This is a genomic window from Stenotrophomonas maltophilia group sp. Smal12, assembly GCF_037079935.1.
Taxonomy (GTDB): Bacteria; Pseudomonadota; Gammaproteobacteria; order Xanthomonadales; family Xanthomonadaceae; genus Stenotrophomonas; species Stenotrophomonas sepilia.
In genome coordinates this window covers 20,914-38,152 of record NZ_JBAWUK010000023.1, presented here as the reverse complement: position 1 = coordinate 38,152, position 17,239 = coordinate 20,914, and the positions used below count along the sequence as shown (strand labels likewise).

Sequence of the window (17,239 nt, the reverse complement as noted above, 5' to 3'; positions counted from 1 at the left end):
GTGGACAGCCGAGCATGGGCTCGGCGCTACAGAAGGCGGCCTCCCGCACGCCTGAATCCGGCGCCACGCCGTGCCCCTGTCAAGCCTTGTGGCAACCCCCTGCCCTCGCTACCCTGACCGGGCATTCCAGCGCTTCCCGACCCCGGCGACGAACCTCCGTCAGCACCCGGGGCCCGCGCGCTCCAACCTGGTCCGGCATGTCCAACTCCCGCTTCGTACATCTCCACGTCCACACCGAGTTCTCGCTGGCGGACTCCACCATCCGTGTGCCGGCCAAGCCGGACCAGGCGGACCCGAAGAAGGCCAAGCAGGCCAACCTGCTGTCGCGCTCGGTGGAGCTCGGCCTGCCCGCGCTGGCGGTGACCGATCTCAACAACCTGTTCGCCCTGGTCAAGTTCTACAAGGCCGCCGAAGGCGTCGGCATCAAGCCGATCGCCGGTGCCGACGTGCTGATCGCAGAGGAAGGCCAGGACCCGTGGCGGATGACCCTGCTGTGCCGCGACCGCGAGGGCTACCTGAGCCTGTCGCGGCTGCTGACCCGCGCCTGGATGGAAGGCCATCGCCCGGAAGGCGGCGTGGCCATCCACCCGGACTGGCTGAAGGCCGGCAATGCCAACCTGTTCGCGCTGGCCGGCCGGCAGAGCCTGGCCGGGCGCCTGGCACTGGACGGCAAGCATGAACTGGCCGAGCAGCAGCTGGCCGACTGGCAGCGCGTATTCGGCGATGGCCTGCACCTGGAGCTGACCCGTACCGGCCGCGAGGGCGAGGAAACCTTCAACCAGTTCGCGCTGATGGCCGCTGGCCAGCGCGGCCTGCCGGTGGTCGCCAGCAATGACGTGCGCTTCCTGTCGCCGTCGGATTTCAGCGCGCACGAAGCGCGCGTGTGCATTTCCACCGGCCGCGTGCTGGACGATCCCAAGCGTCCGCGCGAGTACAGCGACCAGCAGTACCTGAAGTCGGCCGAGGAGATGTGCGCGCTGTTCGCCGACATCCCCGATGCGATCGACAACACGCTGGCGCTGGCCGAGCGCTGCAACATCGAGATGCGGCTGGGCACCTACTTCCTGCCCAACTACCCGGTGCCCGACGACGAGACCCTGGACACCTGGATCCAGAAGATGTCGCGCGACGGCCTGGAAGAGCGCCTGGAGAAGAATCCGCTGGCGCCGGGCAAGACCCGTGAGGAGTACTTCGAGCGCCTGGAGTTCGAGCTCAACACCATCATCAAGATGGGCTTCCCCGGCTACTTCCTGATCGTGGCCGACTTCATCCAGTGGGGCAAGAACCAGGGCATCCCGATCGGTCCCGGCCGCGGCTCGGGTGCCGGCTCGCTGGTGGCCTGGGCGCTGAAGATTACCGACCTGGACCCGCTGCCGTACAACCTGCTGTTCGAGCGATTCCTGAACCCGGAACGCGTGTCGATGCCCGACTTCGACATCGACTTCTGCATGGACCGCCGCGACGAGGTGATCGACTACGTCGCCCGCAAGTACGGGCGCGAGCGCGTCAGCCAGATCATCACCTACGGCACCATGGCCGCCAAGGCGGTGGTGCGCGACTCCGGCCGCGTGCTCGGCTTCCCGTATGGCCTGGTCGACGGTGTTTCCAAGCTGATCCCGAACATCCTGGGCATCCACCTGAAGGATGCGCTGGGCAAGGGCAAGGAAGGCCCGAGCTCGGAAATGGCCTCGGCCGAACTGATCCAGCGCTATGAGACCGAGGACGATGTCCGCGACCTGATCGATCTGGCGCTGCAGCTGGAAGACCTGACCCGCAACGCCGGCAAGCACGCCGGTGGCGTGGTGATCGGGCCCGAGCCGCTGAGCGAGTTCTGCCCGCTGTACGCCGAACACGACGAAAATGGGCTCGGCAAGAACCCGGTCACCCAGTTCGACAAGAACGACGTTGAAGAAGTGGGCCTGGTGAAGTTCGACTTCCTCGGCCTGCGCACGCTGACCATCATCGACTGGGCAGTGAAGGCGATCAACAAGCGCCACGAACGCGCGGGCATTCCGCCGGTCGACATTGCCGCGATCCCGCTCGACGATGCGCCCACCTACAAGGACATCTTCGCCAACGGCAACACCGGCGCGGTGTTCCAGTTCGAGTCCTCGGGCATGCGCCGCCTGCTGAAGGACGCGCGCCCCGACCGCTTCGAAGACCTGATCGCGCTGGTGTCGCTGTATCGCCCCGGCCCGATGGATCTGATTCCCTCCTTCAACGCGCGCAAGCACGGCCAGGAAGAGATCATCTATCCCGATCCGCGCACCGAAGCGATCCTGAAGGACACCTACGGCATCATGGTGTACCAGGAGCAGGTGATGCAGATGGCGCAGATCGTCGGCGGCTACTCGCTGGGCGGCGCTGACCTGCTGCGACGCGCGATGGGCAAGAAGGTGCCGGCGGAAATGGCCAAGCATCGCGAGATCTTCCGCGAAGGTGCAGCCAAGGGCGGCGTCGACGGCCCCAAGGCCGACGAAATCTTCGACCTGATGGAGAAGTTCGCCGGCTATGGCTTCAACAAGTCGCACGCCGCTGCATACGCACTGGTCAGCTACCAGACCGCCTGGCTGAAGCGCCATTACCCGGCCGAGTTCATGGCGGCCACGCTGTCTTCGGACCTGGACAACACCGACAAGGTGGTTGGCTTCCTCGACGAGGTGCGCAACCTCGGCCTGACCGTGCTGCCGCCGAAGGTGAACCAGTCGGCCTTCATGTTCGAAGCGGTCACGCCGGACACGATCCAGTACGGTCTGGGCGCGATCAAGGGCGTCGGCCAGGGCGCCTGCGAAGCGGTGGTCGAGGAACGACTGAAGGGCGGACCGTTCAAGGATCTGCTGGACTTCTGCACCCGCGTCGGCTCGGCCAAGCTCAACCGGCGCACGCTGGAAGCGATGATCAACTGTGGCGCGCTCGATGAACTCGGCCGCAACCGTGCCTCGCTGATGCTGCAGCTGCCGGAAGTGATCAAGGCCACCGACCAGATGGCACGCGAGCGTGCGTCCGGGCAGAATTCGCTGTTTGGCGGGCCCGATCCGAGCACCGTTTCGATCCAGCTGGACCTGCCGGAAGCCGAAGAATGGCCGCTGCTGCAGCGCCTCAACGGCGAGCGCGATACGCTGGGCTTCTACCTCAGCGGCCACCCGTTCGATCCCTGGCGCGACGATGTGCGCGATCTGGTCGGCAACGACCTGGGTTCGGTGGAGAAAATCTGGAGCGCCAACAGCGGCGGCGGTGGCGGCGAGAAGCGCTGGCGCCCGGAAGTGCAGACCGTGCTGGCCGGCCAGGTGGTCGGCGTGCGCCGCAAGGGCGAAAGCCAGATTTTCATCCAGCTGGAGGACGGTCGCGGCCGGGTGGAGTGCAGCGCGTTCTCCGATGCGATGGCCGAGTTCGGCCACCTGATGACCAAGGACCGCATCCTGGTGGTGAAGGGTGGCCTGCGTGAGGACGAATTCAACGGCGGCTTCGCGTTGCGCATCCGCCAGTGCTGGGACTTCGACGAAGTGTGCGCCAACTACGCCACGCGGCTGTCGCTGCGCCTGGACCTGCGCCAGCAGCGCCCGGTCTGGGAGCGCATCAATGCCCTGCTCGACCGCCATCGCCCGGGGCGCACGCCGCTGCGCCTGGACCTGCTGCTGAAGGGCCCGCACGGCGGTGTCGCCGGCATGCTGGATGTCTCCGGGCAGAGCGCAGTGCGCATCGATTCCAAGCTGATGGAGGCGCTGCGCGCCGACCCGGCCGTACGTACGCTGAAGGTGCGCTACAGCCCGCCGTGGGCCAGCTGAGGCTGGCTGCTTCGTGTTCCTGTTTTTCCCGTTCCAGTCATCAAGGACGATTGCCGATGAAGACCCTGCTGTTCCCGTTCGTTGCCGCACTGGCGCTGGCCGCCTGCTCGCCGTCGAAGATCGAGTTCCAGATCGACAACCCGACCGACACGCCGCTGGCGCTGAGCATCGACGGCCAGGACCTGCCAGTGGCTGCGCACGGCTCGCGCCCGGTCTCGCTGGCCATTGGCGAGCATCGCCTGCACACCGACACGCTCGGCGATGTGCGCTTCATCGTCTACGTCGATGGCCGCGGCGGCCTGATCAACCCGACCCTGAGCGAGTACGTGATCGCTCGCGAGGTCTATGTCACCGACGAGAGCAAGCTGAAGAACTTCGGCACCGGCAAGGCCGGCATCGAGCTGGGCGGCGTCGACTTCGAGGGCCCGTTCGAGAAGACCCACGAACTGTTCATCGACAAGACCTGGACCTACGGCGTGCGCGAACCCTTCCCGACGGAAAAGGTGGTGGCCCACGTCGACGCCAGCGGCGGCCAGATCGTGGCCAAGGTGTTCACGGCACCGGATTTCATCGCCTACGTCGAAGAAGGCATGGGCGAACCCGGTGCATTCAAGCGCGAACAGCCGGCCGGCTACGTGGCCCCGGCGTTCAGCCTGGAACCGGCCCCGGCCAGCCTGCCGGCACTCGACCCCGCCTTCGAGGCGCACGCCGCGCCGCTGCGCGAGGTCTATGCCCGCTGGCTGAAGGCCACCACCGCCGATGAACAGAAGGCCCTGCGCAAGCAGGACTTCGACGCGCAGATGGCCTTCACCTCGGCTACCGCCGCCCTGGGCAGCGGCCTGGGCCGGGAGGCCAACGAGGCCTACAACGACTTCGTTTCCCGGCGCAGCCAGTTGATGGGCCGCAGCGCCCTGGTGGTGCCCTGAGCTGACTGGCGCCGCCTGCCCGGCTGCGCTACCGTCGCCTTCCAGACGAAGGCGTACGGGTGGTTTGCACGCATTCGGCTAGAATTGCCCCCTTCTTTACACGACGGCTTCCGATGAATCCGAACTACCTCGACTTCGAGCAACCCATCGCCGACCTGGAAGCCAAGATCCAGGAACTGCGCAACGCCAGTGCCGGGCCGGCGGTCAATGTCGAGGCGGAAGTGCACGCGCTGCAGGACAAGCTGCGCATGCGCACCGCGCAGATCTTCCGCAACCTGACCTCGTGGCAGGTGCTGCAGCTGGCCCGGCACCCGTCGCGTCCGTATACCGCCGACTACATCCGCGTCATGTTCGATGAGTTCCAGGAGCTGGCCGGTGACCGCGCCTTCGCCGACGACAAGGCGATCATGGGCGGCCTGGCCCGCATCAATGGCCGCGCGGTAATGGTGATCGGCCACCAGAAGGGCCGCGATACCAAGGAAAAGATCAAGCGCAACTTCGGCATGCCCAAGCCGGAGGGTTACCGCAAGGCGCTGCGCCTGATGAAGATGGCCGAGCGCTTCGGCCTGCCGGTGCTGACCCTGATCGACACCGCCGGCGCCTGGCCGGGTATCGACGCCGAATCGCGCGGGCAGTCCGAGGCCATCGCGCGCAACCTGATCGAGATGGCCGAGCTGAAGGTGCCGATCATCTGCACCGTGATCGGTGAAGGCGGCTCCGGCGGCGCGCTGGCGCTGGGCGTGGGCGACCGCACCGTGATGCTGGAATACGCGGTGTACTCGACCATCACCCCGGAAGGCTGCGCCTCGATCCTGTGGAAGGACGCGGGCAAGGCCAAGGAAGCGGCCGAGCAGCTGGGCCTGACCGCGCCGCGCCTGAAGAGCCTGGGCCTGGTCGACAAGGTCGTGCGCGAGCCCACCGGTGGCGCCCACCGCAACCCGACGCAGATGGCCAAGCGCCTGAAGGCCGTGCTGCTGAACGAGCTGGACGCGCTGGAGAAGCTGTCCACCGAACAGCTGCTGGAGCAGCGCTACGCGCGCCTGCGCAGTTACGGTACGTACGAAGCGGCCTGATTCATCGGCTTGTTACTTTCTTGCTCGTGCAAGAAAGTAACCAAAGAACACGCCGCCGAACGCGAGCCGGTGCCACGCACCGGTTCCCTGCGCTTCTCGGTGAATCAGGGGACGGCGCCGAACTCGCTGCGCTCAGACATCGGCGCCTCTTCGCCCCTGTTTCACCTGCGATGCTCGGCTCGCTCATGGCGGACCTGAACATCAAACGCCACAGCTGCACCCAGTAGATCCACGCCATGCGTGGATGCATCTGTGCGATGCGCTGCGCGCCCCGTTCAGAACGGCTTGGCCAGCACCAGCCACACGATCGGAATGAACGCCAGCAGCGGGATCTCGTTGATCCAGCGCAGCGCGCGCGACGACGGCAGCGCCCTGCCCTTGGCCACGCCCTTCAACAGACGGCCGATCCAGCTGAAATACACCAGCAGCACCACCACCAGGCCCAGCTTGGCGTGCAGCCAGCCAGCGCCGCCCGGCGCGACCATGGTCGGGAAATCCGGGATGACCTTGTAGCCCAGCCACAGCACCAGGCCCAGCACAAAGGCCAGGCCGAACATCGAGTGGCCGAAACGGTACAGGCGCAGGCCCATCAGCTGCAGGCGCTCGGTCACCGCCGGCTGGCCTGCGGTCTCGGCCAGGTTGACCAGGATGCGCGGCAGGTAGAACACCGTGGCCATCCACGCCACCACGAATACGATGTGGAAGGTCTTGACCCAGTAGTAGCTCTGCATGCGCTCGCTCCGGCGGCTGGCGTAGATGGGCGCCTATTGTCGCAGTAGAGCCACCTCCTGGGTGGCTGCCGCGTCCAATCGCCGCATCAGGACAGCCATGCATGGCGTGGCTCTACTGCGGGTCCGCCACACCCGGGGGCGCCACGCCGTACGATAGGCACCGTTTTCCCCGATCGCGCACCGCCCCATGGACAAGACCTACGACGCCGCCTACTTCCAACGCTGGTACCGCCGCGCCGACATCGGCGGCAGCGCCCGCCTGGCGCGCAAGGTTGCCCTGGCGGTGGCCAGTGCCGAGTACTACCTCGAACGACCGATCCGCAATGTGCTGGACATCGGCTGCGGCGAAGGCGCCTGGCGCGCACCGCTGCTGAAGCTGCGTCCGAAGGTCGAATACCTGGGCTTCGACAGCAGCGAGTACGCTGTGCGCCGCTATGGCCGCACCCGCAACCTGCACCTGGCCAGCTTCGGCGACTTCGCCTGGCTGCGGCCCTGCGCCCCGGTCGACCTGCTGGTGTGTTCGGACGTGATGCACTACGTGCCCGACCGCGAGCTGCGCGCCGGCCTGTCCGGCGTGGCCGAGCTGACCGGCGGTGTGGCCTTCCTGGAGACCTTCGCCGCCGAGGACGCGTTCGAAGGCGACCACGACGGCTTCCAGGCCCGCCCAGCACGCTGGTATCGGCGGACGCTGGCCCGGCACGGCCTGCAGCCGGTAGGGTCGCACTGCTGGCTCGGCCCCGCCCTGGCAGGCGATGCCGCCGCGCTGGAACGGATGTGAATCCGGATTCATTATTTTCAGCCAACTTAACCTGCGGGACACCCGGATGGGATATGCTGCGCGGCAACATATGACCATACATATTCGGTCGTCATGCTCTATCAACTGCACGAACTGACCCGCAACCTGCTCGCCCCCTGGGTGCACCAGGCCCAGGCCAACGCCAGATTCTTCGCCAACCCGGGCCACTGGTGGTCGCAGATGCCCGGCGCCGATCGTCTGGCGGCGGTCAATGAGCTGTTCCACCGCATCGGCAAGGATTACGAGAAGCCCGAGTGGGGCATCAACGAAATCGAGGTCGACGGCGAGCGCGTGCCGATCGTCGTGCACGAGGAAGTGAGCAAGCCGTTCTGCAAGCTGCTGCGCTTCAAGCGCCACAGCAATGAAGCCGAACAGCTGCACACCATGCTCAACCAGCCGTTCGTGCTGGTCGTGGCACCGCTGTCCGGGCACCACGCCACGTTGCTGCGCGATACCGTGCGCACGCTGCTGCGCGACCACCGTGTGTACGTCACCGACTGGGTGGACGCGCGCATGGTGCCGGTCAACGAAGGCGAGTTTGGCCTGGACGATTACATCGCCTACATCCAGGAGTTCATCCGCCATCTGGGCGTCGAACGCCTGCACGTGGTCAGCGTGTGCCAGCCGACGGTACCGGTGCTGGCCGCGGTTTCACTGATGGCCAGCCGTGGCGAGCCGACACCGCGCACCCTGGTGATGATGGGCGGCCCGATCGATGCACGCTGCAGCCCGACCGCAGTGAACAACCTGGCCACGCAGAACCCGCTGTCGTGGTTCGAGAACAACGTCATCCACACCGTGCCGGCCAGCTATCCCGGCGCCGGCCGCCGCGTGTACCCGGGCTTCCTGCAGCACGCCGGCTTCCTGTCGATGAACCCCAGCCGCCACTTCAGTTCGCACTGGGATTTCTACACCGACCTGGTCAAGGGCGACCTGGAAGACGCCGACGCGCACCGTCGCTTCTACGACGAGTACAACGCGGTGCTGGACATGCCGGCCAAGTACTACCTGGATACCATCCGCGTGGTGTTCCAGGACTTCCTGCTGCCGCGTGGCGAGTGGGTGGTCAATGGCGAGAAGGTCGATCCGTCGGCGATCCGCGATACCGCGCTGCTGAGCATCGAGGGCGAACTGGACGACATCGCCGGCCTCGGCCAGACCGAAGCAGCGCAGGCGCTGTGCACCGGCATTGCTGCTGACCGCCGCGAGCATTTCATCGTCGAAGGCGCCGGCCACTACGGCATCTTCAGCGGCCGTCGCTGGCGCGAAGTGGTGTACCCGAAGGTCCGCGACTTCTTCGCTGCGCATGCCGAGGCACCGGCGGCAAAGGCCACGAAGAAGAAGAGCAACGTCACTCCGTTGCGGCGAAAGGCGGGGTAACTCCCCGCGGTGGGGTCGGATCCCTTTCCAACGGAAAGAGCTCTGACCCAGCATGATGGGATCCGGGGTCAGAGCCCTGTTCTGCGAACAGGGATCCGACCCCTGGCCTGTTACAACCGCACCAGCAGGTTCTTGGCAATCAGCCCGTGCAGCTTGCCGATGCCCCGTGCCAGGTGCATCGTCAACAGCAGCAGCAGCACGCCCACGGCTGCGATCACGATGCCCACCAGCGGCGAGGCGGCCATCGGCAGCACGTTCACGCCATCGACGTAGACACCCGGAATGTCACCGCTGAACAGCGCGGCCACCGGCGCCCAGATGAACCCCAGTGACAGCGACAGCAGCGTCACCGCGATGGTGAAGTAGACCACGCCCAACGGCAGCATCAGCACGAAGTACAGCAGGGTCAGCCAGGTACGGCCATCGGTGAACATGTCGCCGATGCGCTGCAGCCACGTGCGGCTACGGTCGGTGTAGCGCGGACGGCGCGGCATGCGCTCGCCCAGCAATGCTTCCACCAGCCGCCCTTCCAGCAGCGCCAGCCCGCGCACCGAGCCGAAGAACAGCACGGTCAGCGGAATCCCGACGATCAGGATCAACAGGCCGAGCGAGAGCGACAGGCCGGTCACCACCCAGGTGAAGAAGAAGATGCCGGTGGCCAGCGACAGCAGCATGTAGAACAGCGCGCCATAGGTATGCGGATCGGCCACCACGCCGAAGAAGCGCGCCAGCAGTGAGCGTTGCACTGGCGCCGGCGGCGGCGCAGCCGGTTCGACGCCGCTGGCTTCGGCGGCGGCACGCAGTACCGGCGCGGTATCCGCACGCGGCGTACGCAGCGCGCGGTTCACCGTCACTTCGGTCTCGCGGTAGATGTCGGCCACTTCGTCCGGCGCGCCATAGCTGCCGGCAACATCGGCGATCACCTCGGCCTCGCTGCGGCCGGGCTGTGCTGCCAGCTCCGAACGCAGGTATTCCTCGGCGTCGTACAGCGCGTCCTGCACCATCGCCGGATCGGCGCCCTCCAGCGCCGCGCGCAGCTGCGCCAGGTACTGCGGAATGGTGGTGGGCAGGGCACGGCCTGCCAGGCTCGGGTCGTTCATTGCGGTACCCCCTCCAACACGGAATCGACGGAATCACGGGTGGCCTGCCACGCTTGGCGCCACTGCGCCAGCACCTCGCGGCCACGTTCATTGATGCGGTAGTAGCGTCGCGGCGGCCCGCTGCTGGACGGCTCCACATGGCTTTCCAGCAGGCCGGCGCCCTCCAGGTTGCGCAGTACCGGGTACAGCGCGCTCTGCTTGCCGCTCAGCACGCCCTCGCCCACCCGCTCCAGCTCCTTGGCAATGAGGTAGCCGTACAGCGGCTCCCCGGCCCGGGCCAGCACCGCCAGCAGGGCCAGCGACACCGTTCCGACGCTGAGCTCCTTCTGGAACTTCTTCAGGTGGACATCGTCCTCGGACATGGCCGGCCCTCCACTACGTTGAAGTCCACAGTAGTGCGAAGTTCGGTATAGCGAATGTGTCGTTAGTCACTCTGCCGGTTGGCGTGACCGAATTGCTCGCGCAGAATCGAAGCCTCGTTCATGTTCCGGGGTTTCCATGCCGCACCGTCGTCGCCTTGCCCTGACCGCCCTCGCCCTCGCCTTCCTGCTGCCCGCCGTGGCCAGCGCGGCCACGCCCTACCGCAGCCCGCAGCAGATCCTGGACGCTTCGGCCGCCAGCGACTGGCGCACCCCCGACCCGGCCAACCTGCTGTACATGGACCTGCCGGCCGGGCGGGTGATCATCGAGCTGGCACCGCAGTTCGCCCCGCGCCATGTCGCCAACATCCAGACCTTCGCCCACGAGCATTTCTGGGACGGCGCCAGCATCTACCGCTCGCAGGACAACTTCGTGGTGCAGTTCGGCGATGCCGACGCCGATGACGCGGCCAAGGCCAGGCCGTTCGGCAGCGCCGCGCGCAAGCTGCCGGCCGAGTTCGAACGCGCCAGCGCCGGCCTGAAGGTCAACGTGCTGCCGGATCGCGATGGCTGGGCCGCGCAGACCGGATTCGTCGACGGCTTCCCGGTCGGCCAGGACCCGCAGGCCGGCAAGACCTGGCTGGCGCACTGCTACGGCATGCTCGGTGCCGGCCGCAGCAACGAGGAAGACAGCAGCATCGGCGCCGAACTGTACGTGGTGACCGGGCAGTCACCGCGCCAGCTCGACCGCAACATCACGCTGGTTGGTCGCGTGCTGAAGGGCATGGAGCTGCTCAGCGCAACGCCGCGCGGACCGGCGCCGATGGGCTTCTACACCGACCCGAAGCTGCGTACGCCGATCATGTCGATCCGCCGCGCCAGCGATGTGCCGGCGGCCGAGCGCACGCCGATCCAGGTACTGCGTACCGACTCGAAGACCTTTGCCGATACGGTGGAGGCGCGACGCAATCGCGTGGATGATTTCTACAAGCGCCCGGCGGGGCATATCGATCTCTGCAATATTCCGGTGCCGGTGAAGTAACGCCGTCGCGGATTCTGCGCGAGGCGCGTGCTGAAGGGGCTTCATTGTTCATGGGCGTCACTTTTCTTTTCGCGCGAAAAGAAAAGTAACCAAAAGAAACGCGCCGCCGGGTCGCGAGCCGCCGTGCTTCGCACGCCGGTCCCCTGCGCTTCTCGGTGAATCAGGGGACGGTGCCGAACTCGCTGCGCTCAGACATCGGCACCTCTTCGCCCCTGATTCCCCTGCGATGCTCGGCTCGCTCAAGGCGGACCCAGTTCAAAGGCCACAGCTGCACCCAGTAGATCCACGCCATGCGTGGATGCTCTTGCTGTTGATCTTGACCTTCCAGTCCGCCTTGAGCGAGCCGAGCACCGCAGGTCCGGCGAGGGCGAAGAGGCGCGGGTGTCTGAGCGCAGCGAGTTCCCGCGCCGTCCCTCGACGGGCGGAGGAGCGCAGGGCACCGGTGCGCAGCACCGGCTCGCGGCCGGCGGAACGTTTCTTTTGGTTACTTTTCTTTGCGTACAAAGAAAAGTAACGCCCATGAACAGTGAAGCACCTTCAGCACGTGCCACGTGCAAAAAACGTCTCAGCCCTTCTGACTCACCGCCACGCTACCCAGAATCAACACACCCGCAATCAACATCTGCACCGTCACCGCCTCCCCCAGGAACAACCACGCAAACGCCGCACCGAACAACGGAATCAGGTAGGTCACCGTCGACGCCCGCGACGGGCCGATACGACCGATCAGGCGATAGAACATCAGGAACGCCAAGCCGGTACAGGCCACGCCCAGCGCGATCGCAGCGCCCCAGGCCTTCAGCGGGATCGCCGCCTGCGGCCAGTGGCTGACCGCCATCGGCAGCATCCACAGCGAGGCGCACGACAGCGTTGCCGCCGCGGCGGCGGCCGACGGCAACCCGGTCATGTGCCGCTTCACCAGGTTCACGCCCAGGCCGTACAGCAGCGATGCCGCCGCACCGGCCAGCACTGCGGTGCCGATGCTCAGGCCGGAAACCTTGGCCGTGGCCAGCACCACCACGCCGGCGAAGCCGACCAGCAGCGCCCCGGCACGGCGCATGCCGATCTTCTCGCCGAAGAACAGGAACGCGATCAGCGCGGCGAACAGCACCGTCATCGCATTGCAGATCGCACCGATCGCAGCCGGCGCCTGCTCGGCGGCATAGGCAAACAGCACGAACGGCAGCGCCGAATTGATCAGGCCGATCGGCGCCAGCCACAGCCAGCGGCGCGGCGGGAACTGCGCGCGGGCGCGCCACAGGAACGGCAGCAGCACCAGCGCGCCCAGCGCCAGCCGCACCTCGACCAGCGCGAATGGGCCGAACGACGGCACCGCCACCCGCATGAACAGGAACGAGCAGCCCCAGATGGCGCCCAGCAGGGTCAATTCCAGCGGCGTGCGCCAGTCGCGCTCGGCCGCCTGTGGGATCGCATTCATGTCCTGCCTCCGTCCATCGTCTGTTCCTCGCCAAGGCAGACAGGATCAGGCGCAGACGCCCGCCGCACAAGCGCGTAGTATCGCTGTCAGCCACAAATATGGTTTGAGGCTCGACATGCTGCTCCGTCCTTCCCTGCTCCCCGCACTGGCCGTGTTCGCGGTCGCCGCACGCCACCAGAATTTCGCCCAGGCCGCGCAGGAGCTGCACCTGACCGCCAGCGCGGTCAGTCACCACGTGCGCCGCCTGGAAGAAGTACTTGAAGTTCGCCTGTTCCTGCGCCACGCCCGCGGCGTGCGCCTGACCGCCGAGGGCCGGCAGCTGGCCGACGCCGCCAGCGCCGCCTTCACCGATGTCGCGGCGGTGGCCCATCACCTGCAACCGGATGCCGACAGCGTGCCGCTGCGGATCACCACGCTGCGCTCGCTCTCGTACTGCTGGCTGCTGCCGCGACTGCCACGCTTCACCCAGGCCTATCCACACATCCGCATCGAGCTGCACACCGGCAGCGGGCTGGACCGCTACGACGACAACGGACCGGAAGTCGGCATCCGCTACGGGCTGGGCCAATGGCCGGGCCTGCGTGCACAGCACCTGATGGATGACTTCCTGTTCCCGGTGGCCTCACCGGCGCTGGCCGGGGTCGAAGCACTGGTTGATCCGGCGCGCATCGCCGGCCTGCCGCTGCTGACCGACCTGTCGCCGCAGGGCTGGCGTGACTGGTTCCGCCACGCCGGTGTGCGCCCACCGTCGCCCCTGCCGCCGATGCACACGTTCGCCGACAGCACCGACGCGATGCGTGCGGCGGTGTATGGCATGGGCGCGGTGCTGGCGCGCACCCACATCGCCCAGCCCTACCTGCAGCGCTACGAGGTGGTGCGCCTGCCCGGTCCGGCATTGAAGGCACGCTATGCCTACCACGTGGTGCACGCAGAAGGGCAACCGCCGAGCCCGGCCGCGCGCCTGTTCATCGACTGGTTGCTGGAACAGGCGCAGGACGAGCGCACGCCGGTCCCGGCATTGCCGGACAGCCTGCTCGGGCGGCCGGCGACGCACGCCTGACTGCGCCCTCACCCGTTCTTTGCCTCACGCTGGCTAGGCTGCTGGCGAACCCACAACGTACCTATGCCATGGCCATGCTGCGACTGCGCATCACCGGAACCGAAGACGACGCCCGCGCCATCAGCGACCTGCTGCTCGGCCTGGACGGCATCGAACATGTCGAGGAAACCGACGACCTGATGCCGCATATGGACGACGACGATTCCAGTTCGGCCGGGCTGTCCGATGACATCGGCCCGGGCATCCACGAGTTGGAAGTGGAAGTCGGCAATGAAAGCACCGCGCAGAAGGTGCGCGATGCGGTGCAGGAACTGGCGCTGGAGCTGGATGTGTTCGTCGAGTACGAGACCGACGAGGGCTGATGCCGGCTGACGGCCGGCATCAGCCTTCACCTCAGCGGTTGGGCGGTAGCTTGCGGCGGCGACGCCACCATGCCCGCACACCCCAGGCCGCGATCAAGGCCAGCACCGCCACCGGCAGCAGTGCGGCCGCAGCGCGGATCAGGAACGCGATGCTGGTGCTGAGGATGCCGCCCGACTCGCTCAGCGCCTCACCGATCTCGCTGCGGCTGCGCTGGCCAGAGGTGGTGTCGAAGTGGATCGCCACCAGCTGGGTATCGATGCGCCGGCGCTGCTGCGCAGCATCCTTGTTGGCCTGCTCGACACCCGCCTCGATCTCCGACAGGCGCGTGGTGATCGCCATCAGGTCTTCGATCTTCAGGTCCTTGCGGTCCTGGTAGGACAGCAGGCGGGCGTGCTCCTTTTCAAGCCGTGCCTTGGTCAATGCCGTGTCGGCCACCGCCTGCGCGAGATCCTCGGCGCGCGTATTGCGCGACTGCAGCTTGCCGCCTTCACCAGCCATCGCGATCAGCGGCTCGGTACCCTTCGGCGCGACGCGCACCTTGACCTCGCCGCTGGGCTGCTCGCCGCCGTGCTGCTCGACCTGCAACACTGCACAGTCGCCGAACTTCGCGCTCTGGCAGGCCTGAGCGATCTGCTGGATGCGCGGTGCTATCTGCGCCGCTTCCAGCTGCACCTGCACGTCATGTTCGTAGGCCAGGAATGCGCCTTCCGGCGACGCGATGGCAGCCTCGGCGGCCGTGGCGCCCGCATCCCCCATCATGTCGCCCTGCTTGGCGCAGGCGCCCAGCGCCAGCAGCAGTACCGGCAGCGCCGCCCTGCGCGTCCACGCTCGCACCGGCCTCACAGTGCCGCTCCGTCGTAGGAGGTCACCGAAAGGCCCGCCAGGTCGACCTGCGGCACGCAGCGCACGTTCACCGCCACCATCGGTGTGCCGGTACGCGGATCGACCGCTTCGCTGTAGGGCGCGATACCGCATTCGCGGCAGTGGTGGTGGTCGATGTGGGCCTTGTTGAAGTGGTAGGTGGCCACGTCAGCCGGATCGGTGGCCAGCTGGAACGCCGCACGCGGGGCGAACCACAGCAGGCTGCCGCGACGCCGGCACATCGAACAGTTGCAGTCGATGACGTCGCTGATCGGCGCCTCGGCCTGCACGGTGAATGCGATCCTGCCGCAATGGCAGCTTCCCTGGTATTCCATGTCCTGCGCTCCTTTGGAGGGTCCTTGAATCGGCCCATGGTAATCCTATGGCACGGGGACAAAGCAGCAACGGGGCCCTATGCTCAGGGTTTGACCCCGTACAGGAATGCCGATGCGCCCGCATCTTCTTGCCCTCGCCCTGGTCGCCGCGCTGGCCGGTTGCCAGCCGGCCGACGCCCCGACCAACGCTTCCACCCCGGCCGCCAGCCAACAGGCCGGTGACGCGGCGGTCGATGCCGCCTTCGCCGATCTGTCCAAGCGCGCCATGGACACCTGGATGCAGCTGTCGCCGGTCAGCGCCACCCAGATCGGTGACCACCGCTACGACAGCGAGCTGGACGACCTGAGCGCCGCCGGCCAGCAGAAGACCGTGGCCGCCTACAAGGCGCTGCTGGGCGAGCTGGACAAGATCGAAGTGGCCAAGCTGGGCCGCGAGAACCAGGTGGACGCGGCGATCCTGCGCAACCAGCTGCAGTCGGAAATCTGGAACGCTGAAGTGCTGCAGTCCGGCAAGTGGGACCCGCAGCTGTACAACGGTATCGCCGGCAGCGCGATCTACGGCCTGATGGCGCGCGAGTTCGCACCGCTGCCGGAGCGCCTGAAGGCGGCCACCGCGCGCATGGAAAAGCTGCCGGCGATCTTCGCCCAGGCGCGCGAGAACCTGGATCCGGCCCGCGTGCCGAAGATCCATGCCGAGACCGTTGCCAAGCAGAACAAGGGCATCCTCAGCATCGTCGATACCTTCATCACCCCGCACATCGGCGAACTGCCGCAGGCCGACCAGCAGCGCCTGCAGGCGGCCATCGACGGCCTGAAGAAGGCCGTGGACGAGCAGCAGACCTGGGTGGACAAGACCCTGGTGCCGAACGCCAAGGGCGACTTCCGCATCGGTGCGGAGAAGTACGACCAGAAGCTGAAATTCGCGCTGAGCTCCTCGCTGTCTCGCCAGGAGAGCGGTGAGCGTGCGCGCGCCGAACTCAAGCGCGTGCGCGAGGACATGTACGGTATCGCGCAGACCGTGCTGAAGGACAAGCCGGGTGCACCGGAGATGCCGGCCCAGCCGACCGACGAGCAGCAGCAGAAGGCGATCGAGGCCGCGCTGGAACTGGCCTACGCCGACAAGCCGGCACGCGACAAGGTGGTTGACGATGCCAAGGCCGCGCTGGAGCAGTCCACCGCGTTCGTGCGCGAGCACGATCTGATGACGCTGCCCGATGCGCCGGTGGACATCATCCTGATGCCGGAATTCCAGCGTGGCGTGGCCGTGGCCTACTGCGATTCGCCGGGCCCGCTGGACAAGAACCTGAAGACCTTCTACGCCGTGTCGCCGATTCCGGACGACTGGAGCGAGAAGCAGGTCGACTCGTTCCTGCGTGAGTACAACTCGCGCATGATCCACCTGCTGAGCATCCATGAAGGTACTCCGGGCCATTACCTGGAAGGCTGGCACTCGGCCAAGTTCCCCTCGACCCTGCGTGCGGTGCTGCGTTCGGGCCTGTTCGCCGAAGGCTGGGCGGTCTACACCGAGCGCATGATGCAGGAGCAGGGTTACCTCAACAATGATCCGCTGTTCCACCTGGTGCAGCTGAAGTTCTACCTGCGCACCATCTCCAACGCGATCCTCGACCAGGGCGTGCACGTGGACAACTGGGATCGCGAAAAGGCGATGCACCTGATGACCCACGACGCGTTCCAGCAGGAAAGCGAAGCGGCCGGCAAGTGGGTGCGCGCGCAGCTGACGTCGGCACAGCTGCCGACCTACTTCGTCGGTGCGCAGGAACACTTCGACACCCGCAAGGCAGTGCAGGAGAAGCTGGGCGACAAGTTCAACCTGAAGGCGTACCACGACCAGGTGCTGTCCTACGGCGCGCCGCCGGTGCGTTTCGCCCGCCAGCTGATGCTGGACCAGCCGATCGAGTGATCGGGACGGTGTGAGACGAAGCGGAGCGGCCCGGGGAAACCCGGGCCGCTTTCTTTGTTCGCCCCT

Annotated in this window: 16 protein-coding genes; 9 read left to right on the top strand and 7 right to left on the bottom strand. The window is 66.7% G+C overall.

What is annotated here, in order from left to right; genetic code table 11:
- Nucleotides 1-197: 197 nt before the first annotated feature.
- The 3 genes from dnaE (at nt 198) to WDC87_RS11745 (ending at nt 5,784) form a co-directional block, all read left to right on the top strand.
- A complete protein-coding gene (gene dnaE, locus WDC87_RS11755; RefSeq protein ID WP_072166815.1) occupies nt 198-3,785 on the top strand; it encodes a DNA polymerase III subunit alpha in 3,588 nt (1,195 codons plus the stop codon).
- A 56-nt stretch (nt 3,786-3,841) separates the two neighbouring features.
- Nucleotides 3,842-4,711, top strand: coding sequence for a hypothetical protein (locus WDC87_RS11750; RefSeq protein WP_252745323.1), 870 nt, complete (start codon nt 3,842-3,844; stop codon nt 4,709-4,711).
- Between the two features lie 113 nt (nt 4,712-4,824).
- Nucleotides 4,825-5,784 (top strand): acetyl-CoA carboxylase carboxyltransferase subunit alpha, encoded by a 960-nt coding sequence (locus WDC87_RS11745; RefSeq protein WP_072166817.1) that lies wholly within the window; start codon nt 4,825-4,827, stop codon nt 5,782-5,784.
- Between the two features lie 275 nt (nt 5,785-6,059).
- Here WDC87_RS11745 and WDC87_RS11740 read toward each other — a convergent pair whose 3' ends face one another.
- Nucleotides 6,060-6,515, bottom strand: coding sequence for a CopD family protein (locus WDC87_RS11740; RefSeq protein ID WP_053497082.1), 456 nt, complete (start codon nt 6,513-6,515; stop codon nt 6,060-6,062).
- A 187-nt stretch (nt 6,516-6,702) separates the two neighbouring features.
- Here WDC87_RS11740 and WDC87_RS11735 point away from each other — a divergent pair, with 187 nt between their 5' ends.
- Both WDC87_RS11735 and phaZ read left to right on the top strand, forming a co-directional pair.
- Entirely contained in the window at nt 6,703-7,293 is a 591-nt protein-coding gene (locus tag WDC87_RS11735) for a class I SAM-dependent methyltransferase (RefSeq protein WP_111008404.1), read from the top strand.
- Between the two features lie 93 nt (nt 7,294-7,386).
- Nucleotides 7,387-8,694 carry a polyhydroxyalkanoate depolymerase gene (gene phaZ / locus WDC87_RS11730; protein WP_252745324.1) on the top strand — a complete coding sequence of 436 codons (1,308 nt, stop codon included), beginning with the start codon at nt 7,387-7,389 and terminating at the stop codon, nt 8,692-8,694.
- 110 nt (nt 8,695-8,804) lie between these two features.
- Here the strand turns inward: phaZ and WDC87_RS11725 are convergent, their stop codons facing one another.
- Together WDC87_RS11725 and WDC87_RS11720 are read right to left on the bottom strand one after the other, a co-directional pair.
- Nucleotides 8,805-9,794, bottom strand: a complete 990-nt coding sequence (locus WDC87_RS11725) for a sensor domain-containing protein (protein ID WP_061480675.1) — start codon at nt 9,792-9,794, stop codon at nt 8,805-8,807.
- A complete protein-coding gene (locus tag WDC87_RS11720) occupies nt 9,791-10,156 on the bottom strand; it encodes a PadR family transcriptional regulator (RefSeq protein ID WP_252745325.1) in 366 nt (121 codons plus the stop codon). Before WDC87_RS11720 ends, WDC87_RS11725 begins: the two co-directional genes overlap by 4 nt.
- 136 nt (nt 10,157-10,292) lie before the next feature.
- Here WDC87_RS11720 and WDC87_RS11715 point away from each other — a divergent pair, with 136 nt between their 5' ends.
- Nucleotides 10,293-11,195: a peptidylprolyl isomerase gene (locus WDC87_RS11715; RefSeq protein ID WP_252745326.1), complete on the top strand. Its 903-nt coding sequence runs from the start codon at nt 10,293-10,295 to the stop codon at nt 11,193-11,195.
- Between the two features lie 160 nt (nt 11,196-11,355).
- Here WDC87_RS11715 and WDC87_RS11710 read toward each other — a convergent pair whose 3' ends face one another.
- Nucleotides 11,356-11,487, bottom strand: a complete 132-nt coding sequence (locus tag WDC87_RS11710; RefSeq protein ID WP_281268058.1) for a hypothetical protein — start codon at nt 11,485-11,487, stop codon at nt 11,356-11,358.
- A 273-nt stretch (nt 11,488-11,760) separates the two neighbouring features.
- Nucleotides 11,761-12,633: a DMT family transporter gene (locus WDC87_RS11705; RefSeq protein WP_252745327.1), complete on the bottom strand. Its 873-nt coding sequence runs from the start codon at nt 12,631-12,633 to the stop codon at nt 11,761-11,763.
- A gap of 115 nt (nt 12,634-12,748) precedes the next feature.
- On the opposite strand from WDC87_RS11705, the gene WDC87_RS11700 reads away from it, so the two are divergent.
- Both WDC87_RS11700 and WDC87_RS11695 read left to right on the top strand, forming a co-directional pair.
- Nucleotides 12,749-13,693 (top strand): LysR substrate-binding domain-containing protein, encoded by a 945-nt coding sequence (locus tag WDC87_RS11700; protein WP_088496930.1) that lies wholly within the window; start codon nt 12,749-12,751, stop codon nt 13,691-13,693.
- Between the two features lie 68 nt (nt 13,694-13,761).
- Nucleotides 13,762-14,055 carry a hypothetical protein gene (locus tag WDC87_RS11695; RefSeq protein ID WP_005415831.1) on the top strand — a complete coding sequence of 98 codons (294 nt, stop codon included), beginning with the start codon at nt 13,762-13,764 and terminating at the stop codon, nt 14,053-14,055.
- 31 nt (nt 14,056-14,086) lie between these two features.
- Here WDC87_RS11695 and WDC87_RS11690 read toward each other — a convergent pair whose 3' ends face one another.
- A complete protein-coding gene (locus WDC87_RS11690) occupies nt 14,087-14,899 on the bottom strand; it encodes a DUF4349 domain-containing protein (RefSeq protein ID WP_252745328.1) in 813 nt (270 codons plus the stop codon).
- Nucleotides 14,896-15,252, bottom strand: a complete 357-nt coding sequence (locus WDC87_RS11685) for a GFA family protein (RefSeq protein ID WP_072166825.1) — start codon at nt 15,250-15,252, stop codon at nt 14,896-14,898. The genes WDC87_RS11690 and WDC87_RS11685 overlap by 4 nt, the downstream gene beginning before the upstream one ends.
- A 112-nt stretch (nt 15,253-15,364) precedes the next feature.
- On the opposite strand from WDC87_RS11685, the gene WDC87_RS11680 reads away from it, so the two are divergent.
- Entirely contained in the window at nt 15,365-17,173 is a 1,809-nt protein-coding gene (locus WDC87_RS11680; protein ID WP_252745329.1) for a DUF885 domain-containing protein, read from the top strand.
- Nucleotides 17,174-17,239: the final 66 nt, after the last annotated feature.

Bases quoted from the DNA above. Each gene is read 5' to 3' on its own strand.
- dnaE (WP_072166815.1), top strand. From the start codon at position 198: ATGTCCAACTCCCGCTTCGTACATCTCCACGTCCACACCGAGTTCTCG.
- WDC87_RS11750 (WP_252745323.1), top strand. From the start codon at position 3,842: ATGAAGACCCTGCTGTTCCCGTTCGTTGCCGCACTGGCGCTGGCCGCC.
- WDC87_RS11745 (WP_072166817.1), top strand. From the start codon at position 4,825: ATGAATCCGAACTACCTCGACTTCGAGCAACCCATCGCCGACCTGGAA.
- WDC87_RS11740 (WP_053497082.1), bottom strand. From the start codon at position 6,515: ATGCAGAGCTACTACTGGGTCAAGACCTTCCACATCGTATTCGTGGTG.
- WDC87_RS11735 (WP_111008404.1), top strand. From the start codon at position 6,703: ATGGACAAGACCTACGACGCCGCCTACTTCCAACGCTGGTACCGCCGC.
- phaZ (WP_252745324.1), top strand. From the start codon at position 7,387: ATGCTCTATCAACTGCACGAACTGACCCGCAACCTGCTCGCCCCCTGG.
- WDC87_RS11725 (WP_061480675.1), bottom strand. From the start codon at position 9,794: ATGAACGACCCGAGCCTGGCAGGCCGTGCCCTGCCCACCACCATTCCG.
- WDC87_RS11720 (WP_252745325.1), bottom strand. From the start codon at position 10,156: ATGTCCGAGGACGATGTCCACCTGAAGAAGTTCCAGAAGGAGCTCAGC.
- WDC87_RS11715 (WP_252745326.1), top strand. From the start codon at position 10,293: ATGCCGCACCGTCGTCGCCTTGCCCTGACCGCCCTCGCCCTCGCCTTC.
- WDC87_RS11710 (WP_281268058.1), bottom strand. From the start codon at position 11,487: ATGGCGTGGATCTACTGGGTGCAGCTGTGGCCTTTGAACTGGGTCCGC.
- WDC87_RS11705 (WP_252745327.1), bottom strand. From the start codon at position 12,633: ATGAATGCGATCCCACAGGCGGCCGAGCGCGACTGGCGCACGCCGCTG.
- WDC87_RS11700 (WP_088496930.1), top strand. From the start codon at position 12,749: ATGCTGCTCCGTCCTTCCCTGCTCCCCGCACTGGCCGTGTTCGCGGTC.
- WDC87_RS11695 (WP_005415831.1), top strand. From the start codon at position 13,762: ATGGCCATGCTGCGACTGCGCATCACCGGAACCGAAGACGACGCCCGC.
- WDC87_RS11685 (WP_072166825.1), bottom strand. From the start codon at position 15,252: ATGGAATACCAGGGAAGCTGCCATTGCGGCAGGATCGCATTCACCGTG.
- WDC87_RS11680 (WP_252745329.1), top strand. From the start codon at position 15,365: ATGCGCCCGCATCTTCTTGCCCTCGCCCTGGTCGCCGCGCTGGCCGGT.